The 251-nt window shown below is 56.2% G+C and carries 1 pseudogene; it reads right to left on the minus strand.

Annotated features, from left to right (window positions below):
* Positions 1–123 precede the first annotated feature (123 nt).
* Positions 124–251, minus strand: a pseudogene (locus tag ACLFKU_RS44930) (IS66 family transposase); the annotation flags it as partial.

The following is a 251-nucleotide window of genomic DNA, read 5'->3' on the forward strand; positions in this document are numbered from 1 at the left end:
TCCCGTTTGGACACCCTGTTCGTGCAGCGTTGCGACGAATATTATGCCGAGTAATTCGTCACCTCGATCACGACAGTCCGCTGCCGGCCAACTGCGTCACAACATAAAACCCAACTTGGGATAATGATCCCAGCATGCCGCTTCGAAGACGTCGCCGCTTGCGTACAGCTGATCGAAGCCGGCGTAGGCATCGGCCTGCAGGATTCCCTTGAAGTTGGCGAGATGCGTTTGCGGATGAACACCCTTGCGGT

This window comes from Paraburkholderia sp. EG304, assembly GCF_046543485.1.
GTDB classification, from domain to species: domain Bacteria; phylum Pseudomonadota; class Gammaproteobacteria; order Burkholderiales; family Burkholderiaceae; genus Paraburkholderia; species Paraburkholderia youngii.